Annotated in this window: 18 protein-coding genes; 12 read left to right on the top strand and 6 right to left on the bottom strand. The window is 65.7% G+C overall.

Translation table 11 applies throughout. The features are described from left to right. Nucleotides 1–27: 27 nt before the first annotated feature. On the bottom strand, nucleotides 28–981 hold the full coding sequence (locus tag VN634_06605; GenBank protein ID HXC50531.1) for a sigma-70 family RNA polymerase sigma factor: 954 nt from the start codon (nucleotides 979–981) through the stop codon (nucleotides 28–30). Between the two features lie 188 nt (nucleotides 982–1,169). Between VN634_06605 and VN634_06600 the strand changes: the two genes are divergently transcribed. The 4 genes from VN634_06600 (at nucleotide 1,170) to VN634_06585 (ending at nucleotide 9,202) form a co-directional block, all read left to right on the top strand. Further along, nucleotides 1,170–2,015: a GFA family protein gene (locus VN634_06600; GenBank protein ID HXC50530.1), complete on the top strand. Its 846-nt coding sequence runs from the start codon at nucleotides 1,170–1,172 to the stop codon at nucleotides 2,013–2,015. 380 nt (nucleotides 2,016–2,395) lie between these two features. Further along, the gene (locus VN634_06595) at nucleotides 2,396–4,705 is read left to right on the top strand and encodes a hypothetical protein (protein ID HXC50529.1); all 2,310 of its coding nucleotides are present in this window, start codon (nucleotides 2,396–2,398) and stop codon (nucleotides 4,703–4,705) included. Next, the gene (locus VN634_06590) at nucleotides 4,702–6,639 is read left to right on the top strand and encodes a hypothetical protein (protein ID HXC50528.1); all 1,938 of its coding nucleotides are present in this window, start codon (nucleotides 4,702–4,704) and stop codon (nucleotides 6,637–6,639) included. The genes VN634_06595 and VN634_06590 overlap by 4 nt, the downstream gene beginning before the upstream one ends. Nucleotides 6,640–6,868: 229 nt before the next feature. Continuing rightward, nucleotides 6,869–9,202, top strand: coding sequence for a sulfatase-like hydrolase/transferase (locus VN634_06585; GenBank protein HXC50527.1), 2,334 nt, complete (start codon nucleotides 6,869–6,871; stop codon nucleotides 9,200–9,202). A gap of 119 nt (nucleotides 9,203–9,321) precedes the next feature. On the opposite strand, the gene VN634_06580 is transcribed toward VN634_06585, so the two are convergent. From VN634_06580 to VN634_06570, 3 genes are all read right to left on the bottom strand, one after another. Next, nucleotides 9,322–10,278: a tetratricopeptide repeat protein gene (locus VN634_06580; protein ID HXC50526.1), complete on the bottom strand. Its 957-nt coding sequence runs from the start codon at nucleotides 10,276–10,278 to the stop codon at nucleotides 9,322–9,324. A gap of 319 nt (nucleotides 10,279–10,597) precedes the next feature. Next, the gene (locus VN634_06575) at nucleotides 10,598–11,674 is read right to left on the bottom strand and encodes an acyl-CoA dehydrogenase family protein (protein ID HXC50525.1); all 1,077 of its coding nucleotides are present in this window, start codon (nucleotides 11,672–11,674) and stop codon (nucleotides 10,598–10,600) included. 79 nt (nucleotides 11,675–11,753) lie between these two features. Continuing rightward, nucleotides 11,754–12,950, bottom strand: a complete 1,197-nt coding sequence (locus VN634_06570; protein HXC50524.1) for an acyl-CoA dehydrogenase family protein — start codon at nucleotides 12,948–12,950, stop codon at nucleotides 11,754–11,756. A gap of 303 nt (nucleotides 12,951–13,253) precedes the next feature. On the opposite strand from VN634_06570, the gene VN634_06565 reads away from it, so the two are divergent. Beyond that, nucleotides 13,254–14,183: a hypothetical protein gene (locus VN634_06565; protein HXC50523.1), complete on the top strand. Its 930-nt coding sequence runs from the start codon at nucleotides 13,254–13,256 to the stop codon at nucleotides 14,181–14,183. A 134-nt stretch (nucleotides 14,184–14,317) separates the two neighbouring features. On the opposite strand, the gene VN634_06560 is transcribed toward VN634_06565, so the two are convergent. Next, nucleotides 14,318–15,232: an NAD(P)/FAD-dependent oxidoreductase gene (locus VN634_06560; GenBank protein HXC50522.1), complete on the bottom strand. Its 915-nt coding sequence runs from the start codon at nucleotides 15,230–15,232 to the stop codon at nucleotides 14,318–14,320. 77 nt (nucleotides 15,233–15,309) lie between these two features. Continuing rightward, a complete protein-coding gene (locus VN634_06555; GenBank protein HXC50521.1) occupies nucleotides 15,310–16,170 on the bottom strand; it encodes an oxaloacetate decarboxylase in 861 nt (286 codons plus the stop codon). Between the two features lie 73 nt (nucleotides 16,171–16,243). Between VN634_06555 and VN634_06550 the strand changes: the two genes are divergently transcribed. From VN634_06550 to metG, 7 genes are all read left to right on the top strand, one after another. Beyond that, nucleotides 16,244–16,768 (top strand): hypothetical protein, encoded by a 525-nt coding sequence (locus VN634_06550; GenBank protein ID HXC50520.1) that lies wholly within the window; start codon nucleotides 16,244–16,246, stop codon nucleotides 16,766–16,768. Then, nucleotides 16,765–17,109, top strand: a complete 345-nt coding sequence (locus tag VN634_06545) for a prepilin-type N-terminal cleavage/methylation domain-containing protein (GenBank protein HXC50519.1) — start codon at nucleotides 16,765–16,767, stop codon at nucleotides 17,107–17,109. The genes VN634_06550 and VN634_06545 overlap by 4 nt, the downstream gene beginning before the upstream one ends. Before the next feature lie 4 nt (nucleotides 17,110–17,113). After that, on the top strand, nucleotides 17,114–17,647 hold the full coding sequence (locus VN634_06540; protein HXC50518.1) for a hypothetical protein: 534 nt from the start codon (nucleotides 17,114–17,116) through the stop codon (nucleotides 17,645–17,647). Then, entirely contained in the window at nucleotides 17,644–18,048 is a 405-nt protein-coding gene (locus VN634_06535; protein HXC50517.1) for a hypothetical protein, read from the top strand. The genes VN634_06540 and VN634_06535 overlap by 4 nt, the downstream gene beginning before the upstream one ends. Nucleotides 18,049–18,093: 45 nt before the next feature. After that, on the top strand, nucleotides 18,094–18,759 hold the full coding sequence (gene tmk / locus VN634_06530; GenBank protein ID HXC50516.1) for a dTMP kinase: 666 nt from the start codon (nucleotides 18,094–18,096) through the stop codon (nucleotides 18,757–18,759). After that, nucleotides 18,759–19,799 carry a hypothetical protein gene (locus VN634_06525; protein HXC50515.1) on the top strand — a complete coding sequence of 347 codons (1,041 nt, stop codon included), beginning with the start codon at nucleotides 18,759–18,761 and terminating at the stop codon, nucleotides 19,797–19,799. Before tmk ends, VN634_06525 begins: the two co-directional genes overlap by 1 nt. A 10-nt stretch (nucleotides 19,800–19,809) precedes the next feature. After that, on the top strand, nucleotides 19,810–21,032 hold a 1,223-nt coding region (gene metG, locus VN634_06520), incomplete at its 3' end, for a methionine--tRNA ligase (GenBank protein HXC50514.1).

Below are 21,032 nucleotides of genomic sequence, written 5' to 3'. Positions count from 1 at the left end.
GGCCGGGCGCGTCAGGTCCGCTCGCGTTCAGTCGGCGACGGCATCCCCAGCACCCGACTGGCGAAACCGCATCGCAGTCAGTTTCGCCGGCGCCAGAACCGTGTGCAGCTCCGAGATGCGGCCGCTCGCGTCGACCTCGCAGCGCAGCACCAGGCGCGGAGCCATCTGCGGGCGTAGCGGTCTCGTCTCGACCACGAGCGCGAGCGCACCGTTGACGAAGCGGAGCTCGCTGGTCGAAATCGGTGCGCGACGCCGCGCGGTCTCGAGATGGAAGCGCACGACGCGCTCGCGACCGATCAGTGGTTCGCGGAGCGCGGTATAGCGCCCGCCTCCATCGGTCAGCGAGCGAACGTCGTCGGCGAGCAGCGCAGCAAGTCCGTCGGCGTCCTGCTGCATCATGCAGAAGACGAACCTGCCGAGCGCGTCGCGCTGGCGGCCGAGGGCGTCCGCGGAAGGAAACGGGTCGGCGTGGTGCTCGTCGAGCACGCGGCGCGCTCGATGATGAAGCACGCGCACGTTGCCTTCGCTGGTCTCGAGGATGGCGGCAATTTCGGTCGCCGGATAGTCGAGTACGTCGGCGAGCAGCAGCACGGCGCGCGCCCTGGGACTGAGCGCTTCGAGAGCGATCAGAAACGCGAACGAAACCTCTTCGGCCTGCTCGTATCGTTCGGCCGCATCGCGTGTGTCCGCGTGCTCGGCGTCTGGCTCGGGAGTTTCTATCGGCGACGGCAGCCATGGACCGACGTAGCGGCGCCTCTTGCGGCGCCGCAGCCGGTCCAGGCTGAGATTGGTCGCGACGCGCACCAGCCAGCGCTCGAGATCGGCTCCGGCGAGCGGGGCCGGGGCTTCGAGCGCGCGCACGAACGCATCCTGCACGAGCTCGTCGGCGTCGGCCGCTACGCCGGTCATCCGGTAGCAGAGCTGCCAGAGCCTGCGCTCGCTCGAACGGAAGGCGCCTTCGATGGCGGACGGTTCGGGCACGTCGGCAGTATAACGCCCGCGCTGCGCGGATCGTTACAGTGGGACGTGCGGCCCGGCTTTCCACCCCTGTCAAGGTGTTCGAGTGGCGACCGTCTTCGGACTCGGCCTCCATCGCGGAGGTCGTTGGCCGGCAATGCGTCGCATCTTGCGCCGTACTCTGACAACACCACCGCCGGAGGACTTCACCCATGCCCCAAGGAAGCTGCCTTTGCGGCGACGTCGCCTATCGCATCAACGGGCCACTGGCCGAAGCCCATCACTGCCACTGCGGCTTCTGCCGTAAGGAACATGGAACGCCGTATGCGACGTACGCAATGGCGCAGGCCGCCGATCTCGAGTGGCTGCGGGGGAAGGACAAACTCTTGCGCTACGAGTCGTCGCCCGGCTTTCATCGCTGCTTCTGCGGACGCTGTGGATCAACGATGCCGGGAGATGAATTCCAGGGCCTCGTGTTCATTCCACTCGGAAATATCGATGGCGACCCCGGTGTTGTTCCGTCATCGCACATCTTCGCCGGGTCCAAGGCGCCCTGGTGGAACATCAACGACGGCCTGTTGCAGTACGATGCGTTTCCCGACGGCGTCGATGCGCCGGTTCATCCCGCAAGAGTGCCCGTCGATGCGCCGGGCCGTCCGCGCGGGAGCTGCCTGTGCGGCCGGGTCGCGTTCGTGATCAACGGCGAACCGGTGCGCGCCGCCAACTGTTACTGCGGCCGCTGCCGGAAGGCGCGCTCGGCAGGCCACGCGAGCAACATGTTCGTGCGCCTCGGCGATCTTCGATTCACACGGGGGCAAGGGGAGCTGCGGCAATACAAGGTTCCCGACGCCAGATACTTCGCGCAGGTGTTCTGCGGACACTGCGGATCGGCGATGCCGCGCAGCGACGAGGGCCGCGATCTCGCGGTCATTCCGCTCGGGAGCATGGATGACGATCCGCCGATGCTTCCGCAGATGCACATCTTTGTGAGCGACAAGGCTGCGTGGATCGGCATCTTCGATGAGCTGCCGCAGTTTGCCGAGGGGCCTCCTGCCTGAGCAGATAACGCGTCGTCGCGCTGCGCACCGACAAGCGATCCATGGTGCAGGACGGCTCGAGAGCTTACGCGAGCACCGCGCGCAACCGGTTGCCGGTAGTCGTCGTGGAGACCGACATCGCGTCGAGACCGCAATACCTTCTCGAACCAGCGAATAAGAAGCTAAGTCCGTTCGAACGTCGCTGGTGAAGCTCGCGGAGCAGGGCGAAGCACACGGTCGCCCTGCTCCGCCTTCCGCATCACTTCTCGTCATTCAGGAGTGAATCGCCGCATGGACCGGCTTCGAGAGCCGGCGCGATGCGAAGGACCGCCCGCAATGACGCTTCCTTCCTTGTGAGGAGCCGCGCCGACAGCTAGTTTCCACGAATGCGCACGACGCAAGTGGACCGTCTCCTGCAAACAATCGTTTCGATCGCCTCCCTGGCCGTCACGACGCTCGTCGCCTCGCCATTCATCGCGAGCGCCGAGCTTCCCGTGCTGACTCGAGCTCTCGGAAGCTGGGACACGCGCCTTGCGGGTAGCGGAATCGAAAATGACCCGTACTCGATCGCCGTGACCGCGGACACGATCTACATTTCCGGCAATCTCACCGTTGCCGGCGGTGCGGCCATCGATGGAATCGCCGCGTTCGACCGCCAGACCAACACCTGGTCGGCCGTCCCCAATCCCGACCACGCCTCGGTCGATCGCATCGAAGTCTTCCAGAACAAGCTCTACATCGTCGTCTGGGTCCGCGACGGCGAGTATACGGGCCACCTCGAGCTGCGCCGCTGGAACGGCACGGAGCTCGAGACCCTGGTCGTCGCGCCCTGGCACGCCTACGTCTCCTTGATGCTGCGCGCGACCGAGGACTCGCTCTACGTAATGGGCGACTTCTCCGTCGGCGACCTGCACTTCGACGACATCGGCCGCTTTGACGGTGAGAGCTGGCACACCGTGCCCTTCGACGAAGACGGCGCCATCGACGTGACCTTCGACGGCGACGAAGTCTACGTAACGCGCTACCGCTATCCGGACATCGACGGTGTCACGCTCTTCTACGAAGGAATCGAGACGACGCTCGACTACTTCCCGAACGATTACTTCGGCCGCATCGTGTTCTTCCACGGCGAGCTCTACATCGTCGGTGAGTTCCGATACCTCGGACCGGATTCGGCGGAGGGTGTCGCGCGCTGGGAGGACAATCAGTGGCGCGAGGTCGGCGGCGGCGTAGGCGACGAGGCCAGCAACCCCGTCGTGATCGGCGATGCGCTCTACGTGGTCGTCGGCGACTCGTTCCAGTCGCAGAAAGTGATGCGCTGGGACGGCGAGGTGTGGACGACCATCGGAGTGTTCGGCGAGGGGAGCTTCGGGCCGGCGATCCGGCAGATGGTCGGCGAGGGCGGCAAACTTTTCGTCGCCGGCTATGTCACCTCGGTCGACGGGATGCCGATTCCGAAAGTCGCATGGTTCGATCCCGAGGACAGCGCCTGGCACGGCGCGCTCGAAGCCGGCAGCCTGGGACTCAACCTGCCGAGCACTTCGGTCGCAGCCGGTCCGAGCGGCCTCTTCATCGCCGGCGGCTTCACCCGGGCCGGCGCCACGGAAGCCCGTCACCTCGCGCGCTGGAACGGCAACGGCTGGGACGCCGTCGGCGAGCTCGATGACGATGGAATCTACATCCTGGAGGACTCTCCCGAAGGACTTTTCGCAGAAGCTCTCTTCAGCAACGACGTCGAAGCTCCGGTCAAGGTCATGCGCTGGGATGGCGACCAGTGGTCGGGCACCCCAACGCCGGGAAACGCCGGGTTGCTGGCGATGCGCTACGCTGCCGGCAAACTGTACGTCCTCACCGCGTTTTCTTCGGAAGATGCGCACGCCGATCGCATCTTCGTGCTCGAAGACGGGCACTGGACGCCGATCCCGTCAGAGATCTCTGGCGAAGCGAACGCGCTGGCCGTCACGGAAAGCGGGGAAATCTTCGTCGGCGGCTACCTCAACAAGATCGAGGACGTTCCCGTCGGTCGCATCGCGAGATGGGACGGCGAGCACTGGTCCTCGATGGGCCTCGTCAACGGCTGGATCGTTACGCTCGCAGTGAGCGACGATGCCGTATTCGTCGGCGGTTATTTCGACAAGGTGGACGACGTGACCTACGGCGGTCTCGCGCGCTGGGAGAACGGGCAGTGGTCGGCGGTCGGTGCGCTTCCACTCCCCGGCACGACCTTCCGCCTCGACGTCGACGGCAACTCGCTTTACGCCCTGCGCGGCTTCTACGGCGAGGACACGCTCAATCACACGGTCTACGTGCTTCGCTGGGACGGCCGCGAGTGGAAGGAGGTCAGCTCCGGACGGCTACCCTATTACTTCGGCGACATTGCGGTCCGCGACGGCCAGCTTCTGGCCTCAACGGACCTCGTCATCGTCGAAGGCGTGCCGTCCAACTACGTCGGCCACTGGAGCGCCTGCGACATCACGGCGCAGTCCTGTTTCGCGCTCTACGACGGACCCTGCGGCGACGCGGACGATGACGACGACATCGACACGACCGACGCGATGATCACGCTCGGCACGGCGGTGGGACGCGACGACTGCGATGCTTTGTTCTGTGACGTCAACGGTTCCGGCGCGGTGACTGCACTCGATGCGCTCGCGGTGCTGAAGACCGCCGTGCGGCTGCCGGTCGCGCTCGCCTGCGAGAATCCGCTTTGAGCGCGACCACGCGAACCCGCCTGTTCGGCGCAGCCGTGCTCCTGCTATTGCCGGAGCTCGCATCTGCCGCCACCTGCACCTACCGCTCGCTGGCTTCCTCGTATCGCCAGACCTGCGGCATCCGGCGCGACGGCACCGTCGACTGCTGGCAGCTTCCCTTCGGCTCCTTCGGCTCGCCGCAGCCGCCGGCCGGAGAGCGCTTCCGCCAGATCGCCTTCGGCACCGACTTCTGCGGAATCCGTTTTGACAACAGCATCGACTGCTTCGGCGAGCACCCGCAGCATCGCGCGGGCACCTTCCGCAAGCTGAGCGGCCTCGGCGGGCACCAGTGCGCGCTGAGGACCGGCGGCGGCGTGGAATGCTGGGGGACCAATACGTTCGGACAGGCGACAGCGCCCGACGGAGAGTTTACCGACATCGGGGCCGGCGGTGAGTACTCGTGCGGGATCCGCTCGAACGGCTCGATCGCATGCTGGGGTCGCAACATCGACGGCGTTACCGTGCCGCCCGCGGGCGAGTTCGTCACGCTCGCCACCGGTGCCTTCCACGCGTGCGCGCTCAGAAGCGACGGCGTGACCGTTTGCTGGGGCGACGATTACAAGGGGCAGTCGACGCCGCCGCCGGGCGACGCGTTCGTCGGGCTCTCGCTCGGCACCTTTCATAGCTGCGGCGTGCACGCCGACGGCAGCGTTCGCTGCTGGGGAGGCTGGGATCCCGTCGGCAACCCCGAGACGACCGACGCGCTGCACGGCCTTGCGGGCGCTTCCGACTTCCACTGCGGACTGCGCGACGACGGCACCGCCCTGTGCTGGCCGCAGATCCGCGCCGGCGCCGTCGTGCCCGGCCTTCCGTTCGAAAAGATTTCCGTCGGCGACGGACAGTTCTGCGGCATTCGGGAAGACGGTCACGCCGACTGCGCCAGCCTCAATGTCTTCCCCGAGCCGGAAGATGCGCTTTTCGTGATGCCGCCGGACAAGCTCACCGACATCGCGACGGGCCACGGGCACGCCTGCGGCATCCGCGAAGACGGAAACCTCGTCTGCTGGGGCGACTTCACCCACGGCCAGCGCATCGCGCCTTCGGGAAGCTACACACAAATCTCCGCCTTCGGTTCGACGACCTGCGCGCTCGCGACCGACAGAAGCATCCAGTGCTGGGGCGGCAACGACCAGGCCCTCAAGACGCCGCCGGACGGCACCTTCACGCTGGTGACAGTCGGCGGCTATCACGGCTGCGCGCTGCGCGAGGACGGCACGGCCGAGTGTTGGGGCCGAGACGAGGAGGGCCAGGCTTCGCCGTTCGACGGCACCTACACCGACATCGACGCGGGCTTCGACCAGACCTGCGGCGTTCATCAGGATGGCTCGGCTATCTGCTGGGGAAACAACTCGTCGTTCCAATCGGTTCCGTATGCCGGCAGTTACCAGAAGGTCGCGGCCGGCTCCGAGGAAAGTTGCGGCGTCCGTCCGGACGGCGAAGCGGTGTGCTGGGGATGGCAGCTCGCGCTCGCGCCCGAAGACGGCCCGTTTGTCGACATCGACGTCGGCAAGGCGGCGTGTGCGCTGCGCGAGAACGGCAGCGTCGCCTGCGCCGGTTCGGCGCGCGCGGACTTCAACATCTGCGAGCCCATCGCCTGCGGCAACGGCGTGCGCGACGAGGGAGAATTCTGCGACGAAGGCGATCCGGGGACCGAGCCCGGGCGCTACTGCTCGCAGCAGTGCACGGTCACGCCGTGCGGGCAGCCGATCAATCCATATTCGATGCTGCCGAAGACTTCGGATGCGCTGTTCGTTCTGAGCGCCGCGGTCGCGTCGGCAACCTGCGACCTCCGGGTCTGCGATGTGACGAACGATGGCGTCGTCGCGGCGGCGGATGCGCTGGCGGTACTGAAGGCGGCGGTCGGGCTGCCGGCTATCCTTCTCTGCTCCGAATGAGCGGCCGACTACATTGACATTGTCCGTAGCGTTGCACCGTCCAGGCTGCCTTGCTCACGAGCGGTCGCCGGCGCGCCGAGCTATTCGATGACGGAGTTCTCAAGCGGGTACCTTCTCGGCCCCGGACGCTCTCCCCGACTTCGCCACGCTCTGAACCCGATCGTTCGAGGCGTTCATCGCCGGCGGATACAACGCTGCTGCGATGCGATGTCGTCCAATTCGAGCGGCATTGGTCTCCACCGTGGTGGTGGCGCTGCTGTCCACGTCGTGTCGCGACCGTCCTGCGGCCGTGCATGAACAAGTCGGCCACAACCTTCTTCTCGTCACGCTCGATACGACTCGCGCCGACCATCTGGGTGTCTACGGAGACACCGGCGCTCTTACGCCCGCGATCGACGCTCTCGCCGCTCGCGGAACTTTATTCGAGCACGCCTATACGAGCTGCCCGCAAACACTCCCCGCACATGCGACGCTGATGACCGGACTCGATCCGCCCGAGCACGGCCTTCACGTCAACGGCAAGGATGCGCTGGCGCCGGACGTTCCGACCCTGGCAACCTCGCTGTCCGCGCGGGGATACAACACCGCAGCATTCATCGCGGCGTTCGTCCTTCATCACCGCCACGGTCTGGGCCGCGGTTTCGATGTTTACGACGACGACCTCCGTCATGCACCGCAGAGCGCAGAGCCGCTTTCCATTTACCGTCCCGGCAACATGGTCGTCGATGCTGCGCTCGCATGGCTCGCCACGGTCGCAGGCCAGCCGAAGCCATTTTTTGCGTGGGTCCATCTCTACGATGCGCACTTTCCGTACCGCGCGCATGACGAGCTCGACGGCACCATATTCGCGAAAGCCGAGACGTACGACGCGGGAGTTGCGTTCGAGGACAGGCAGCTCGGTCGGCTCCTTGCTTACCTCGAAGCGGAGCATCTTTCCGATCGGACGAACGTCATCGTGATTGCGGATCACGGCGAAGGACTTCAGGACCACGGCGAGCTCGAGCATGGTTACCTGCTGAACGAGGAAGTTCTGCGTGTGCCGCTGGTCGTCGCCGGCCCCGACGTACGTGCGAACCAGCGTATCGCCGCGCTGGTCTCGATGATCGACATACTGCCGACCGCGCTCGATCTGTCCGGCGTGCCGGCGCAGCGAGGACTGCGCGGGCGAAGTCTCGTTCCGGCGTTCCATGGAGACTCGATCGACTCGCGGCCGAGTTATGCCGAAACCGACCTCCCTTACCGCATCTTCGGCTGGAACCCGCTGCGAAGCGTGACGACCCCTGACTGGAAGTACGTACGCACGACCCGGCCCGAGCTGTACGAACGCCCACAGGACATGCGCGAGCTTTCCAATCTTGCCAGCACTCGTCCCGAGCAAGTCAGGAGGCTCGACGATCTGCTGACCGGAATCGAACGCGAGATGAAGCGCGCTGCCACATCCCGGTCGGTAACGCTTAGCGCAGCCGACAAGGATCGCCTGCGTGTCCTCGGTTACTCGCCCGACGAACAACGCACGAGCACGGAGGACGGAGTCACCGGGAAAAAGGACATCAAAGACATGCTCGCGGTCAAGCATCTCGCGACAGGTCTGACGCGCGGCCTTGCCTTCGGCACTCTGAAACTCGGCGAGCGTCTCGCCATCGCGCGCGAGCTCGTCGAGAAGAGCCCCGAGACGGCATCGTTCCACGATGATTTCGGTACGGCGCTCCTTGACGCAGGAAAGATCGAGGACGCTGCCCGTCGCTTCAAAGAAGCGATCGACATCCAGCCCGACCTCGCCAGCGCCCGGTATCACATGGGACAGGCACAGCTCCGTCTCGGAAAACCGGACGTCGCCGCGACGTTCTTCGCGGAAGCACTTCGCATCGATCCCGAGTTCGCCGCCGCCGATCTCGAAATGGGAAACGCGCTGGCAGCGCAGAACAAGTTCGACGAGGCGCTCGGCTTCTATGCGGAAACCGTGCGCCTTCAGCCCGAGATGATCCAGGCCTACCAGCAGATGGGCTCCGTGCTCGTGCGTCTCGGCAGATCCGACGCGGCGATCGAACAGTACCGGCACGCGCTTCGGATTCGTCCCGGCGTTGCGGCGATTCAGTTCGAGCTTGCCAATGTGCTTGCGAGCCAGGGCAAACTCGCGGAGGCCGTGGATCACTACACGATGGCCATCGAGCTCGCGCCAACGTGGGCCGACGCAGAGAACAACCTCGCCGTCGCGCTCGCCGCTCTTGGAAAGACGACAGAAGCACGGGAGCACTACCGGCGCGCGGTCGAGCTCGGCGAACGTGCGTGCAAGCTCACCAATCAAAAGGATGCGCAGGCGCTCGGTACACTCGCGGCCGCGTATGTCGCTGCCGGTCGCCGCAACGACGGTATCGCGACGGCCGAGCACGCGCTGCAAGTGGCAATTGCAAGCGGACAGTCTGAATTGGCGTCGACGCTGCGCGAGCGTCTCGAGCGGTATCGAGAGCTTCCCGAAACCCGCGGCGCGGACGAGCTCCACATTCCGGCGGCGCCGGCGGCGACTCCGCCCGACTCCGCGGGCGCGCATTCGCACGAGCCGTAAAACCGCAATCCGCTGGGGCATGGCGTTTACTGGAGGCGACATCGCGACGACCATCGGACACGCCGATGCCAGTTTCGCCGACGTGGGTATCTTCGATACCGACGGCGACAGTCACGACTTCAGATCGTCGGCCGGACGAAGGACGCCGGCGGCTGAGTGACGAATCTCTTCATATATTCGATCAGCCGGGCGCGATGAGTGTTCCGGAATTCGGCGTAGTCGGGCGCCAGTTCCTTGTCGATCAGCCGGACGAAAATCGCTTCGTCGAGGAAGCCGGCAGCGTTCGCGGACTTCAGCTCGTCCCATAGCGGGCTCGCTTTCTTGCCCTTGTCGAGGCCAATCTCCTGGTAGGCATCGAGCGCACGCAGGACGAGACGGCGTTCGCGGTCCAGTCTCGACTCCACCGCCACGACCGGAAGATTCAGCAGCACGCCGTACGAGATCCACGCGAGGCGCCCGGCCTCGGCGTCGGGATAGGTCGGATCGACCGAAGGAATGTTGATCGTGATCTTGCCGTCGTTCGTTCTCGCAAGGCGCGGTTTGACGACATAGATACGCTCGATCGGTTTGGCGCTGCAGTAGTCGAGAGTGACCCAACCCATCTGGTAATCCGGGTCGCTGAGTACGGCGAACAGCGCGGCCTCCCAGGCTGCCGTACGGTTGCCGAGCCGGTTCTCCGCGTCGGAAAGATAGCGCCAGGCCGCGCGATTCCACGGGTCGATTGCGATCGCTTCACGAAACATTCCGCGCGCCTTGTCGTGATCGCCTCTCGCAAAGTACGCATCGGCGAGCGACACCCGCATCGGCGCCGATGCCGGGCAATCAGCCACAGCACTTTGATAGAGCGGAATCGCAGCATCGAAATTGCCTTTACCGAACTGTTCTTCGGCATTCGCGAACGCCTGTTGGGCGCTGCGGGGACAGCTGGTCACCATATCCGGGTAGAGCCGCGCACCGTACATCTCGGCGAGAGTATCGCGTGCGAACGCGGCGCCCTCGCTGCGCGGCTCAGTTTCGATCGCCTGCTGGAGATATTTCACGGACGCTTCGTCGTCGCCGCGGCGGGCAGCGTCCATCGCCGCGCCGACCAGGCCCCGCGGAGACGGTGGGATCCGTGTCGGCTGGCAGCCGCAGGAGACGAGGGCAGCGAGAAGAAATGTCGAGGTCCACGGTCGCATGGATGGAATCTGCAACAACGGCGGAGGCGACGGAAGGGGACTCGCGGCAATGAAGCCGTCGGCAATCACCACTCGGATGCCAACGCTAAGATGCCGTTGGCGATCTACTGCTCTCCAGCGACCTTCGGCCCTCGCGCGTAGTGAGCGTCACGCTTACGTGCCCTACCGATCCCCATCCTTTGATGACACCGGTGGAATGAATCGTGGTACGAGGTCTCTACGCGGCAGTCATCAGATCCGCCGCGATCTCTCTCAGCCGCGTCGGCGATCCGAACATCTGTCGGTCATATCCCGCGCGCTTGAACCACAGCTGCATGTCGCACTCGTACGTAAAGCCCATGCCGCCGTAGACCTGCACGCACGTCGTCGTGGCTTCGGTTGCGACTTCGGTCGCGTGGCTCTTGAGGAGCGCGGCAAACGCTCGTGCGTCTTCCTTCTGTTCGTCCCATGCGAACGCGGCATACCACAGCAGCGAGCGCACAGGCTCGACCTCGGCAAAGACTTCGGCGCACATGTGCTTGACGGCCTGGAACGATCCGATCACGCGGCCGAACTGCTCGCGCGTCAGTGCATACTTGACGGCCTCTTCGAGCGACCGCTCGGCGGCGCCGAGTGCGTCGGCGGCAAGCGCGACGCGCGCTGCATCGATCGCACGGGCAAGCATGGCCGCTCCGTCCGTGATCTCGAGACGCGTGCTCGCATCGACCGCAACATCTTCGAAGAACACTTCGCCGACACGCCGGGTGTCGTCGACCGTTGCCAGCGGTTCCACGCGAAGCCCCGTCGCGCCGCGCGCAATCAGATGAAACTCCGGCGACGATTCGTCTCCGCACACGACGACGAAAGCGTCCGCGACGTTCGCGTCCGCCACGAACATCGAGCTTCCGCGCAGACGGCCTCCATTGACGCGCGGCGCACCGAGGATCACCGAAACGAGCGACTTGCCTTCGGCGATGCGCGGCAGCCACTCGGACTTCGCCTTGTCGCTTGCGGATGCCGCCAGCAGCAGCGGCGCGAGAACCGCGGCGGTGTGAAACGAAAAAGGCGCCGCAGCGCGACCGAGCTCTTCGGCCGCGAGCGCCGCATCGAGAAGCCCGAGCCCGGTGCCGCCGTACTCCTCCGGAATGAGAATGCCGGTCACGCCTTGGTCGGCGAGCTGGCGGATGAGTGCGGCGTCGTGTCCGCTCGCGCTCTCCATCACGGCGCGCACACGCTCCGTCGGAACGCGCTCCGCAAGAAAGCCGCGCAGGGATTGCTGGAACATTGACTGGTCGTCGGAGAGGCCGAAATCCATTTTCTTATTTACCTGTTGAGGTCGGGCGAATACGGGGACAGGTACACTTTCGCACTATTGTTTGCGGTCGTTCGAAATATTACCGACGCGAAAGCGTACCAGTCCCTGCTTTCGGCTCGCGCGGCATGCCGAGGCCGATTTCGCTGATGATGTTTTTCTGGATCTGCGCGGTGCCGCCGCCGATGATCAGGCCGAGCTGGAACATGTAGCCGATCTGCCATGCGCCGTCGGCGCGGGCATGCCGCGAGCCGCGCTTGAGCGTCCCGACTTCTTCCATCGCGTCGATCGCGAGCTTGGCGATGTCGTGGTTCAGCTGGCAGCCGTTGAGCTTCATGATCAGTGCGGCGGCATTCGGCGGGCGCTTCTTCAGCCGGTCGGTCAGCATCCGCATCGAGTGGTACTTCATCGCCTGCGTGCGCGCGGCGAGCTTCATGAGTCGGTCGCGGTAGACGCCGTGGTCGAGCACGCCGAACTCGCGCAGCACGTCGACGCATCCGAGATAGGTCGATTCGGTCAGATCGGCGGCGCCGAGCATGTTGCGCTCGTGGATGAGCGTGGCCTTTCCGACTTCCCAGCCCTGCCCGCGACGGCCGATCAGGATCTCGCGCGGCACCCGCACGTTGTCGAAGAAGACTTCGTTGAAGCCGGCCTGGCCCGTCATCATGACGAGCGGACGGATCGTGATGCCCGGCGACTTCATGTCGACGAGCAGGTAGCTGATGCCTTCGTGCTTGGGCGCGTCGGGCTCGGTGCGCACGAGCGCGAACATCATCTGGGCTTCTCGCGCGGTGCTCGTCCAGATCTTCTGGCCGTTGATCACGAACTCGTCGCCGTCGAGCACGGCCGAGGTCTTCAAACTGGCCAGGTCGGAGCCGCTTCCAGGCTCGCTGTAGCCCTGGCACCAGATCATCTCGCCGCGGATCGTCGGGCCGATGTAGCGCCGCTTCTGCTCTTCGCTGCCGTACTGGAGCAGCGTCGGTACGAACATGCTGATGCCCTGGTTGGCCATCCCGCGCGACGCGCCGGCCCGCCGGAACTCCTCGTCGATGATGATGTTTTCGAGAAGATCGGGGGCCGCGCCAAAGCCGCCGTAGTCGCGCGGCACGGTGCGGCTCGCGTAGCCGTGCTCGACCAGCTTCTTCTGCCAGTCGCGGACCTGCCCGGATCCCTCCGACAGGCCGATCGATGCGCTCGGCGCATTGTGCTTCTCGCCCTCGAGGAAAGCGCGCACTTCCTCTCGAAAGGCTTCGTATTTGGGGCCGTAGCTCAGATCCATCGGTTTTTCCTCGGCGCCCTCGTAGCCGGAAAACCCGTGCAGGTACAGGTTGCGCCGCGGAACCGTCGGAAACGCCCCGCGAAGACGGATTTGCCCGAAGGATGTGCACGCGTCTGCCGGATCGTTGGGCACTAGCGGCGCCAACGAACGTCTGGCCGCGTCAAAACACGTGCAAAACTGCCAGAGCCCCTTGGCCTGCTGATTGCTACCCGTCTGCCGCAAACGAAAAGTCCGCGTATGTGGCCGCGGGGCGTACGTAGCGGACCAAACACAGAACCTGGAGGGATCATGGATTATCGTTATTTGAGAGATCGTATGCTGGTTGGATTTGGTGTTGGCGCGCTCATGCTTGCGGCAGGCAGCGGGATCGCGGCTGCAGAGGACGAGCCGGCGCCCAACACCGGGAACTTCTCGGTGACCTTCCAGAACGACTTTACAACCGCGTACTATTTCCGCGGCATCCTGCAGGAGAACGATGGCGGGATCTGGGAACCGTCGCTCGGTCTCGCATGGAAGCTCTACAGCTCCGAGGATGGACCGCTCAGAAGTGCCAGCATCGGTCTCGGGACGTGGGAAAGCGTGCACAGCACACACACGCTCGCCAGCGGCAACGGACCGAAGGCGTGGTACGAGGCGGACGTTTACCCGAGCGTATCGATGTCATGGGCGGGAGGCGTGTCGACCGGCCTCACGTACTACTTCTACACCAGCCCGAACGGCGGGTTCTCGACCACGGAAGAGGTCGATGTCTCCCTCGGCTTCGACGACAGTCCGTATCTCGACAAGTTCGCGCTGCATCCGAGTCTCACGCTCGCATGGGAGGTCAAGGGAACTTCGTTCTCCGATTTCCACGGGAACACGTGTGACGGCTCCGGGAATGCCTGTGGTCACGGAACCGGCAGTCTCGCGATCCTGGCGATTGCACCGAGCTACGCGCTCTTCTCGGACAGCAGCTACCCGCTCACGCTTACGCTGCCGGTCTCTGTCGCGCTCTCGATGGACGATTACTACAAGACCGACGAGCACAACGAGACGTTCGGCTACGCAGCGTTGGGGCTCACCGCGAACATCCCGCTCGCTTTCATTCCGAAAAGATACGGGACGTGGAGCGTAACGAACGGCTTGAACGTGCTCTTCCTCAACGATGCGCTCGAAGACGTCAATTCGACTTCGCTGACCGGAGGGCCCGACGTGCAGCCCGTCTGGACCAGCAGCATCATCATGACGTACTGATTTTCTTTCGCAGGGCGGGCGCTGGGGGGCGACCGTCTTGCGGAAGGAAACTGGTTGGAACCGGGACAGGCCCGCTCTTCGGAAACGAAGAGCGGGCCTGCCCTGCATTCGGGGCCCGCGAATCCGAGCTGGAGTCAGAGCAGGTCTTCTTCGACCAGCGCCTTGTTGATGCCGACGGCCGCTTCGGAGCCCTCGCCTGCCGCGACGATCACCTGCAGCGCGTCGCGCGATGCGTCGCCGGCAACGTAGACGCCGGGAACGCACGTGCTCTGGAACTTGACGCAGCGGACGCCGCCGCGTTCGTCGAACTCGCATCCGAGCCTGCGCGCAAGGTCGGAGCGCTGGCGTGAGCCGGTGTTGAAGAACAGCGCGCGCCGCTCGAGCACCTCGCCGCTTTCGAAGATGATCCGGATACGCGATTCGTCGCCTTCGAAGCGGCGCACGCGCTCCTCGCGCAGTCCGATGCGGAACCGCTCGAGCTTTGCGCGGTATTCGTCGGTGAGCCCGCAGGGACCGTTGGTGCACAGCACGACGTCCCTGCTCCACAGCAGCAGCTCGACAGCAATTCCGCCGCCCGCGCCGTCGCCGCAGCCGTAGGCCGCGAGCGGCTGATCGCGCACTTCCCAGCCTTCGCAGTACGGGCAGTGGTGGATGGATTTGCCGTACAGCTCTTCGGTTCCGGCAACATCCGGCAGGTCGTCGACGAGACCGGTCGCGATCAGGAGCTTGCGGCAGCGCAGGGCCCTGCCGCTTTGCGTGGTCAGCTCGAAACCTTTGCCTGTTGCCACCGCGTTTTCGACGCGCTCGCTGCGAAACTCGACGGTTTCGTAGCGGGCGATTTCCTCGCGGGCGATCCGCCGCAGCTCGGACGGAGCGAGCCCGTCGCGGCTCAGGAAACCATGCATCGCGTGCGACGCGGCATTGCGGTACTCGCCGGAGTCGAAAAGCACGACGCGCCGGCGGCAGCGGCCAAGCACCAGGGCCGCCGAAAGTCCGGCCGGGCCTCCACCGACGATCGCCACTTCACACGTCTCGATGTTCGTGGTCACCAGCTTTCTCTCTTCACCGTAGTCGCCGGCGCTCGCGGCCGGTCAAGCCGCGAAAATCCAAGTCAGTCCCGCTATGTTCAGCGACGATACTTTTCTGCGAGCGCGTATTTTTCTTCGAGGCCCACGAGGCGGCCGAACTCGTCGAAGCCCATCATCCGCTCACCGAGCAGGGCCGTATCACCGTGCGTCGCCAGATGCGTGTATGCGTTCTCGAGCGCACGCGCAGCCGACAGGATGCCCGTGACCGGGTAGACGGCCACTTCGTACCCGATCGCTTCAAGCTCGCGGAGCGGCAGAAGCGGCGTGCGACCGCCTTCGACCATGTTGACGAGTAGAGGAGGCGGAATCTCGGCGGTAATGCGGCGCATCTCATCGACGCTTTCGGGCGCTTCGACGAACACGAGGTCGGCGCCGGCTTCCTTCATCGCGAGGCCGCGACGGATCGCTTCGTCGAGGCCGGCGACCGCGCGCGCGTCGGTCCGGCCTACGATCAGGAAATCGCTGTCGCCTTTGGCGTCGCGCGCCGCGGAGATCTTCTCGAGATGCTCCTCGAGCGCGACGAGGCTCTTGCCGCGCATGTGGCCGCAGCGCTTCGGCCACTGCTGGTCTTCGAGAAAGACTCCGCGCGCGCCGATCGTGACGAGCTCACGCACGAGCCGCTGCACGTTGGCAACGCCGCCTCCGCCGGTGTCGCCGTCGACGAGGATCGGCATGTCGACCGCCGCAACCACGCGGCGCGCGGTCTCGATCATCTCGGTTTGCGTAAGGATGCCGAAGTCGGGCTCGGCAAGAGCCGCGCCCGCCACCGAGTAGCCGCTCAGCATCGCCGCAGCGAAGCCGGCTTTCTCGGCAAGCTTTGCCGACAGCGCATCGAAGACGCCGGTCGTCAGGCTGATCGAGCGGTCGCTCAGAAGATCGAGAAGTCGTGGATCGCGCATCGGCGCCGAACCTACCAACTGCATGACATCGATGGAATTGCAGAGCCTGCAGCAATCGGGCGATACGAATGCCATGAGATCGATCACGGCAGGCCGCGGAGCGCAGCAGTCCGCTCGTCGTCCGGATCCGGCAGCACATCCTCCGGAATCGTCACGCCAGCGGCCGGCGCTGCAGCGGCGCAATCGGCCGCTCGTATCCGCTGCACGCGGCGCAACGCTGCTCGAAACCTGTGCCGCGCTCGCGCTGGTGGCGGCCGGTGCGACGTCCGTCCTCGGCGGGCTCCGGCCGCTTGCGTGCGCGTTCGAGGTCGAAGCCGCGCGCTCGATGCTCATCGACGCGATGCTCGAAGCCAGGCGGCTCGCCTACGAGAGCGAATCGAACGTCGCCGTCGCGACAACCGTCGGGGCGAGCTCGGTTCGGGTGCAGCCGTCGGGAAAACAGCGCGCGCTCGGAGAGCGCGTACGAGTGACCGCCGCTCCATCGGACGGCAACGTGACGTTTCGCAGCACGGGCCTCGCCGACAATGCAACGGTCTCGATCGCCTGCGACAGCTCGACAGCGTCCGTGATCGTCAACCAGCGAGGTGTCATACGATGAATCGGCAGAAAGGATTGACTCTTCTCGAGTGCGCCGCGGCCCTCGCCGTGGCGGCCATCGTGCTGGTCACCAGCGCGCGCATCAGCCAGGCGTCGGCGAGCCTCGTGCGCCATGCGCGCCTCGAAGCCGACGCCGCGGGTCTTGCGCGCAATCTCCTCGAGCACGAGCTCGGTGCGCCGTGCAGCGCATCGTTCGAGTGTCCGCCCGCGTATCGCTGCTCGGTCACGCGCGCCGCAGTCGCGCAGACGGCCGATCACGTCACCGCGCGCGTCGAGCGCATCGACGGCGAAGCGAGCGAGGAGCTGAGCACGCTCGCGCCGGTGCCGTCGTGCGGAGGATGACGCCATGGCAACGCTTCTCGAAGCCGCGGCCTCCGTCGGAATTTCCGGCACGGTCATGGTGCTGGTCACGACAGCGCTCGCGGGCGCGGCGCGCATCCAGTCGCTCGGCGCCACGGTCGCGAACGAGCTGTTCGCCGAGCGGCAGCTCGAACAGCTCGCCGATCGGGCGAGCCTTCAATCCGGCTACGGCCCGGCGCATCCTGCCGCGGTGTCGTCGGTGTCGGCCGATACGGTGGTGTTCGGCTCGGACTCGAACGGCGACAGCCTCGTCGACCCGACCAGCTCGGAGACGACGGCGCTCGAAGTCCGCCGCACCAGCGGCCGCACCAGCGTGCGCGTGCGGCTCGGACGGCAGACGATGAGCGTGCTCGACGCCGCAGACAGCACCGCAACGCTCAGCGCATTCGATCAATCGGGCCATGCGGCCGCGGCAGCCACGGCGAGCCTGATCGACCTCGCAATGACATCGCCGCAATCCCCGCTGGACGACGACGTGAAGCACATGCTCTTCTCCGTGCCGGCGCGCACGATGCGATGAGCGCGAAGCGCGCCGCACGAAGTTCCCGAAGAGGTGCACACGGCTCCTCCGAACGCGGCAGCGTGCTGCTCGCGGTGACGCTGCTCGCAGCGGTCAGCGTTGCGATGTCTGCGTCGATGATCCTGCGTGCCACTGCGCTCGCCTCCGAGCTTCGCGCACATCGAAACGTGCTGTGCGCCCGCTACGCGGCGCTCGGCGGGCTTGCGCTCGGCTCGGCGAGAATCGATCCGGTGGCCACCGCGGCGCTCGTCGGACCGGAAGTGAGCCGCCTCGCGGTGTTCTGGGTGCGGCCCGGGCCGACGTGGTGCGTGCTGCGCGCGTCGGCGTCGTGCCAGAGCGCGACGCGAACGCTCGATCGCACGATGTCCGACGTCGCCGCATGCAGCACGCCGCCGATTTAACGGCGGTTGCGCTGACCTCGCGGCGCAGCAACACTCCGCGCCCCGATGGGATTCTTCGCGACATTCGAAGGCATCGAAGGCTCGGGCAAGTCGACGCAGTCGCGGCGAATCCTCGAGCACCTTCGCGCCGGCGGCCACGACGTCGTGCTGACGCGCGAGCCCGGCGGCACCGAGATCACCGCACAGATCCGCGCGCTGCTCGCCAATCCCGAGAGCCGGCTCGACCCGACGGCCGAGCTGATGCTGTTCCTCGCCGACCGCGCGCAGCACGTCTCGAGCGTGATCCGCCCGGCGCTCGACGCGGGAAAAATCGTGCTCTGCGACCGTTACTGCGACTCGACCCTTGCCTACCAGGGCTACGGCCGCGGCCACGATCTCGGCTGGCTCGAAGAGCTCAACTGGCGCGCATCGCACGGCGTGGTGCCGGACCTGACGCTGTGGATCGATTGTCCGGTCGAAACCGGTCTGGGCCGCGTCGAGCGGCGCGCGGGCGGGCCGGGCGACCGCTTCGAAGCCGAGCCGCTCGAGTTCCACACGCGCATCCAGAACGGATTTGCGGTGCTCGCCGCGCGCTTCCCCGAGCGCATCGTGCGCATCTCGAGCGATCGCGATCCGGAAGCGGTCGCTGCCGACTGCATCGAAATATTCGACCGCCGGCTCGCGGCCAAAGCTGCCGCGCCGCGCACGTCGATTCCCGTTCAGGCGCCGTGATGAAGGAGCCCGTCGGCCACGACCAGATCCGCGCGATGCTGCGCTCGCTGGCCGAGCGAGCGGCGGCCGACAGCACGGTCGCGCTGCACCACGCGTGGCTGTTCGCCGGTCCGCCCGGCGTCGGAAAATTCCGCGTCGCGCGCTGGTGGGCGTCCTTGCTGAAATGCCCGCAGGCCGGCCGATGCGATCCGCCGTGCGAGAGCTGCCGCCTGGTCGCTTCCGCGGTTCATCCCGACGTGTTCGAAACCGGGCCCGCACCGAAGGACAAGAACGCAACCGTCACGGCCGACCAGGAGATCGAGCGTGCGAGCTCGGTCAAGATCGCGCAGAGCCGCGAGCTGCTGCAGCGCATATCGCTGCGTCCCGCACGGCCCGGGCCCCGCATCGCAATCGTTCGCGAGGCGGCGGCGATGACCGTCGAGGCCCAGAACGCGCTGCTGAAGATCCTCGAGGAGCCGCCCGGCTCGGCGGTGCTGATCCTGGTGACCGACAACATCGGCTCGATGCTGACGACGGTTCGCTCGCGCTGCCGTCATCTCGCATTCGGAAGCCTTTCGACCGAAGAAGTACGCCTCGTGCTGACCGGTCTCGGCAAGGAGCCGGCCGAAGCCGAAGCGGCCGCCGCCGCTGCCCGCGGCAGCGTCTCTCGTGCGCTCCTTCTCGACGCCGACGGCCTGGCCGAACGCGAAACCATTCTTGCCGGCTATGAGGACGCGCGTCGGAGCGCGCTCGCGATCGAGCCGTTCGTGCAGCTGGTCGCGCAGAAGAAGGATCGCGGCTTCGCGCTCGCCGACATCCTCGAATGGCAGCTTGCCAAGGTCGAGGCTTCGCTCGGCCGGCGCGGGCCCGAGCCGTCCGAAAAGCTTTCGCGCATCCTCGACGAGCATGCACCCGCCGCGGGCAACTGCGATCCGCGCGAGCTCATTGCGGAGGCCGAGCGCATCCAGCGGACCATCGACGCAATCGAGCGCAACGCCAATGCGAAGCTCGTCATTCGCGACCTTCTGATGAATGTGCGAATGGACCGGGTTGCATCGTGAGAACTTCGGCATGAGCTCCCGCATCCACCTGACGACGCCGCTGTATTACGTCAACGCCGAGCCGCATCTCGGACATACGTACACTACCGTCGTCGTCGACACCGCCGCGCGCTTCCATCGGTCGATGGGCCGCGAGGTGTTCTTCCTGACCGGAACCGACGAGCACGGCGACAAGATCGCGCAGGCTGCGGCGGCGAAGGGCAGCGAGCCGCGCGAATACGCCGACCGCGTGTCCGGTCTTTTCCGTTCGACGTGGGATGCGTGCGGGATCTCGTACGATCACTTCGTGCGCACGACCGACGATTACCACGTGCGCTTCGTGCAGCAGATGCTGCAGAAGATCCACGACGCCGGCGACATCTACTTCGGCGAATACGGTGGCAAGTACTGCTACGGCTGCGAGCGGTTCTACGCGGACCGCGAGCTCGTCGGCGGCAAATGCCCCGATCACCAGACCGAGCCGACGTTCATCAGCGAGAAGAACTACTTCTTCCGCATGGGCAAATACCAGCAGCAGCTCCTCGACCATCTGGCCGCGCATCCGGAGACGATCTCACCTGCCGGGTATCGCAACGAAGTGATGGGCCTTCTTCGCGAGCCGCTCGAGGACCTCTGCATCTCGCGGCCCAAAGCGCGCCTGACGTGGGGAATCGAGCTGCCGTTCGATCGCGAGTACGTGACGTACGTGTGGTTCGATGCGCTCGTCAACTACGTGAGCGCGCTCGCGCATGCCAAAGGCGGCGACTGGCCGGCGTGGTGGAACGGCGCGCACCACTTCGTTGCCAAAGATATCCTCAAGCCGCATTCGGTGTTCTGGCCGACGATGCTGATGGCTGCGGGCTATCCCGTCTACGAGTCGCTGCACGTGCACGGCTACTGGAACATGGGCGAGTCGAAGATGTCGAAGTCGCTCGGCAACGTGATCCGGCCGCTCGAGATGAAAGCGCGCTTCGGCATGGACGGCTTCCGCTACTTCCTGCTGCGCGAGATGGCCTTCGGCAGCGACGCGGCGTTCACCGAAGACGGATTCATCACGCGCTTCAACGCCGACCTGTCGAACGGCATCGGCAATCTCGTCAGCCGCGTGCTCGCGATGCAGCAGAAATACTTCGACGGCGTCGTGCAGCCGATCGCAAAAGAACACGCCGCACCGCTCGACGACGCGCTCGAGCGCGCCTTCGTCGAGGCCGAGCGTCGCGCGATCGATGCATTCGAGCACTACCAGTTCCACAT

It is taken from the genome of Candidatus Limnocylindrales bacterium, from assembly GCA_035571835.1.
Taxonomy (GTDB): domain Bacteria; phylum Desulfobacterota; class Binatia; order UBA1149; family CAITLU01; genus DATNBU01.
Note: the sequence above shows the minus strand (reverse complement) of the source record. Positions and strands in the feature narration are given on the sequence as shown.